This is a genomic window from Syntrophorhabdaceae bacterium, assembly GCA_028713955.1.
In the GTDB taxonomy this organism is placed as follows: Bacteria; Desulfobacterota; Syntrophorhabdia; order Syntrophorhabdales; family Syntrophorhabdaceae; genus UBA5609.
Map to the genome: position 1 here is coordinate 1 of JAQTNJ010000291.1, position 3,531 is coordinate 3,531.

Below are 3,531 nucleotides of genomic sequence, written 5' to 3' on the forward strand. Positions count from 1 at the left end.
GGCGACAAGGCAATGGTGCAGGTATTCGAGGGCACAAGCGGTCTTTCTCCCCAGGATATAAGGGTAAAGTTCCTTGCGAAAGGCATGGAGCTGGGTGTATCGATCGACATGCTTGGAAGGGTGTTCGATGGGTTTGGCCGCCCGACTGACGATGGCCCTGCAATTATCCCGGAGAAATATCTGAATGTGAACGGTAACCCCATGAACCCCTTCTCACGGGACTACCCTAACGAGTTTATCCAGACAGGGGTATCGACCATCGACCTTTTGAATACGCTTGTACGCGGTCAGAAACTTCCACTTTTTTCAGGATCAGGTCTGCCTCACTCCCGCCTGGCAGCCCAGATCGCGCGTCAGGCAAAGGTTCTTAAGACCGGAGAAAAATTTGCCGTCGTTTTTGCTGCCATGGGCATCACCTTTGAGGAATCGGAGTTCTTTGTTACTGATTTCCGGCGCACCGGCGCCATCGAGCGGTCTGTACTTTTTGTCAACCTTGCCGATGACCCCCCTATCGAACGGATTGCGCTCCCGCGTATGGCACTCACCGCTGCCGAGTATCTCGCCTTCGAGAAAGACATGCATGTGCTGGTCATCCTTACAGACCTCACGAACTATTGTGAGGCCCTGCGCGAGATCTCCGCTGCACGAAGAGAGGTGCCGGGTCGACGGGGTTATCCCGGGTACCTTTACACCGACCTGTCGACATTGTATGAACGTGCGGGCCGTATCAAGGGCAAGACGGGCTCGATCACCCAGATCCCGGTCCTTACCATGCCCGAAGATGATAAGACACACCCGATCCCGGACCTGACCGGTTATATCACAGAGGGTCAGATCATGATCCACCGGGGTCTTCATACTCAGGGCATTTATCCTCCCGTTGATGTCCTTCCGTCGCTTTCCCGTCTGAAAGATAAAGGAATCGGAGCGGGGAAGACACGGGAAGACCACGCTGACGTAATGAATCAGCTCTATTCTGCGTATGCCCGCGGCAAGGATGCGAAGGAGCTTGCGGTTGTTCTCGGAGAATCAGCTCTGAGCGAAGCGGATATACTTTTTGTCAAGTTTGCCGATGCCTTCGAGGATAGGTTCGTCCGTCAGGGCGAGGATGAAAACCGTACCATAGAGGAGAGCCTCAGGATTGGCTGGGATCTTCTCGCTATGCTCCCCAGGAACGAGCTCAAACGTGTGCGCGATGCGTATTTAGAAAAATATTATCCGAAGAATTAACGAATGGCGAGACTGGCAGTTAACCCCACAAGGATGGAACTTTTAAGATTGCGCAAGAGGCTTGTTGTTGCCCAGCGCGGTCACAAACTCCTGAAAGACAAGCTTGATGGTCTCATGAAGGAGTTTATGGAACTGGCGAAGAGATACAAGATTTATCGTTTGGCAGTGGATAATGAGCTGCCCGGCGTGCTTAAGCTTTTCGTGCTTGCCGAGATCACGTCATCGCGGCAGATTACTGAAAATGCCCTCGAAAGCACGAAACAGGAGCTCCGGCTGACCATTACAAAGCGCCGGCTTATGAGCGTAGTCATACCTGAGGTCGAGGCCTTTTTCGGTGAGGCTGCCGGCATGTACTCATTCATCCATACCTCTCCGGAGCTTGACAAGGCGATCACCTCCCTGAAGGAATTTATGCCGAAGCTCATGAAGATGGCAGAGCTGGAAGAGGCCGTAAGGTTGATGAGCAGCGAGATCGAGAAGACCAGGCGCCGTGTCAACGCCCTCGAGTATACTATGATCCCCCGCATGCAGGAGACCATCAAGTATATAACCGGCAAGCTTGACGAGATGGAACGGTCAAATACGAGCAGGCTGATGAAGATCAAGGCCATGAGGCTCGCGCAGGAATCACAGAACCCGTAATCGTACAGATCGGGATATGCCGGAAATTTCTTTCGTGAACAACACTGCCGTAAAAGGTAACCATTTAATTTGCTTATATATTGACAATCTGTTATAAAATTAGGCTTACTTGATTGAAACCGGGCAAAAGGACGCGGGTGTCTGCCAGCCGGATTATTTCCAGGCCTTTCTGCTCAGACAGAGGCATTAAGACAACATGAACGTCAGGGAATTTGATTATATCCTGCCGAAGGAATATATCGCCCAGTCCCCCGCAGGGGACAGGGTCGCTTCACGCCTTCTCGTCTTTGACAGGCAGAGAGGGACGATCGAGCACCGCCTCTTCAGGGATATTGCAGAATACCTCAGGGAAGGGGATGTCCTTGTCCTGAACGACAGCAAGGTCTTTCCGGCAAGGCTGAAAGGCACAAAAAAGACCGGTGGCAGGATCGACATCCTTCTCGTTGAGATGATCGACGGGACGAGTTGGTATTGCCTTGCAGACGGCATAAAGAGAGGGATAGAGGAACTCGATATTACCGTAGGTGAGTGTCCCGCGAAACTGGAAAGAAGGGAGAATCGATGGCTTATCCGGTTTGACTATGACGGGGAAAGCTACGATATCGTGAAGCGCTGTGGGAAGATGCCCCTCCCGCACTATATCAAGCGGAACGGGGAGAACGGTTCAGTTGATTTTGAGAGATACCAGACGGTGTATGCCGAACACATCGGGTCCATTGCAGCGCCCACGGCAGGTTTTCATTTTTCCGGAGAATTGCTCGGGGAACTGAAAAAGAAAGGTGTCCGCATAGTAAAGGTCACCCTGCACATCGGCACAGGGACCTTCCTCCTGATAAAGGAGCCTCACGTCGAATCGCACACAATGCACAGTGAATATTATCAGGTGAGCGAGGACATAAGGATGTACATCAAAGAGGCGAAACGATCAGGAAGAAGGATAGTGGCCTGCGGGACAAGCTCGGTGAGGACCATCGAGACGGTATGTCCGGGGAACGGCAACACGCCCCTCGCGGGCCGGACGGAGCTTTTCATATACCCTGGATACCAGTTCAGGTTTGTTGATGTCCTGATAACCAATTTCCATCTTCCACGGTCAACGCCCCTGCTCCTTGCATCTGCCTTTGCCGGGCGCGAGCCCCTGATGAGGTGCTACCAGGAGGCTATAGAGAAGGGTTACAGGTTTTACAGTTACGGCGATTCGATGATGATTGTGTGAATGCGGAAATGGGAAGATGCGGAAATGTGTAAATGCGAAGATGCGGAAAGGTGATAGGTAAGAGGTGATAGCAACGGCAAAAACTCAGTAAGCAGTATGGAGTAGGCAGCAAAGGCTTTTAGTGCTTACTGCTTACTGCCTACTTTGATTTTGATGACAGTTGTGAGCTATGAGCTAATGGGAACCATTGATATTATAAAAGAAGAAGGAAGCGCGAGGCGAGGTCTACTCAGGACAGCCCATGGCGATGTAGAGACACCCGTTTTCATGCCTGTGGGTACCCAGGGGATTGTCAAGGCTTCGACGCACAGGGACTTACATGAGGTAGGCGCGAAGATGATCCTCGCAAATGCCTACCACCTCTATCTCCGCCCCGGCGACCAACTGATACGGGAGATGGGCGGCATACACAGGTTTTCCGGATGGGATGGGGCGGTGTTGAC

Annotated in this window: 4 protein-coding genes; all 4 read left to right on the forward strand. The window is 52.1% G+C overall.

Annotated elements, in window-relative coordinates; all coding sequences use genetic code 11:
* On the forward strand, nucleotides 1–1,230 hold a 1,230-nt coding region (locus PHU49_15900), incomplete at its 5' end, for a V-type ATP synthase subunit B (protein ID MDD5245492.1).
* Between the two features lie 3 nt (nucleotides 1,231–1,233).
* Entirely contained in the window at nucleotides 1,234–1,872 is a 639-nt protein-coding gene (locus tag PHU49_15905) for a V-type ATP synthase subunit D (GenBank protein MDD5245493.1), read from the forward strand.
* Between the two features lie 196 nt (nucleotides 1,873–2,068).
* On the forward strand, nucleotides 2,069–3,088 hold the full coding sequence (queA, locus tag PHU49_15910) for a tRNA preQ1(34) S-adenosylmethionine ribosyltransferase-isomerase QueA (protein ID MDD5245494.1): 1,020 nt from the start codon (nucleotides 2,069–2,071) through the stop codon (nucleotides 3,086–3,088).
* Between the two features lie 177 nt (nucleotides 3,089–3,265).
* A partial coding sequence (locus PHU49_15915; GenBank protein ID MDD5245495.1) for a tRNA-guanine transglycosylase occupies nucleotides 3,266–3,531 on the forward strand: 266 nt, incomplete at its 3' end.

Bases quoted from the DNA above. Each gene is read 5' to 3' on its own strand.
- PHU49_15905 (MDD5245493.1), top strand. From the start codon at position 1,234: ATGGCGAGACTGGCAGTTAACCCCACAAGGATGGAACTTTTAAGATTG.
- queA (MDD5245494.1), top strand. From the start codon at position 2,069: ATGAACGTCAGGGAATTTGATTATATCCTGCCGAAGGAATATATCGCC.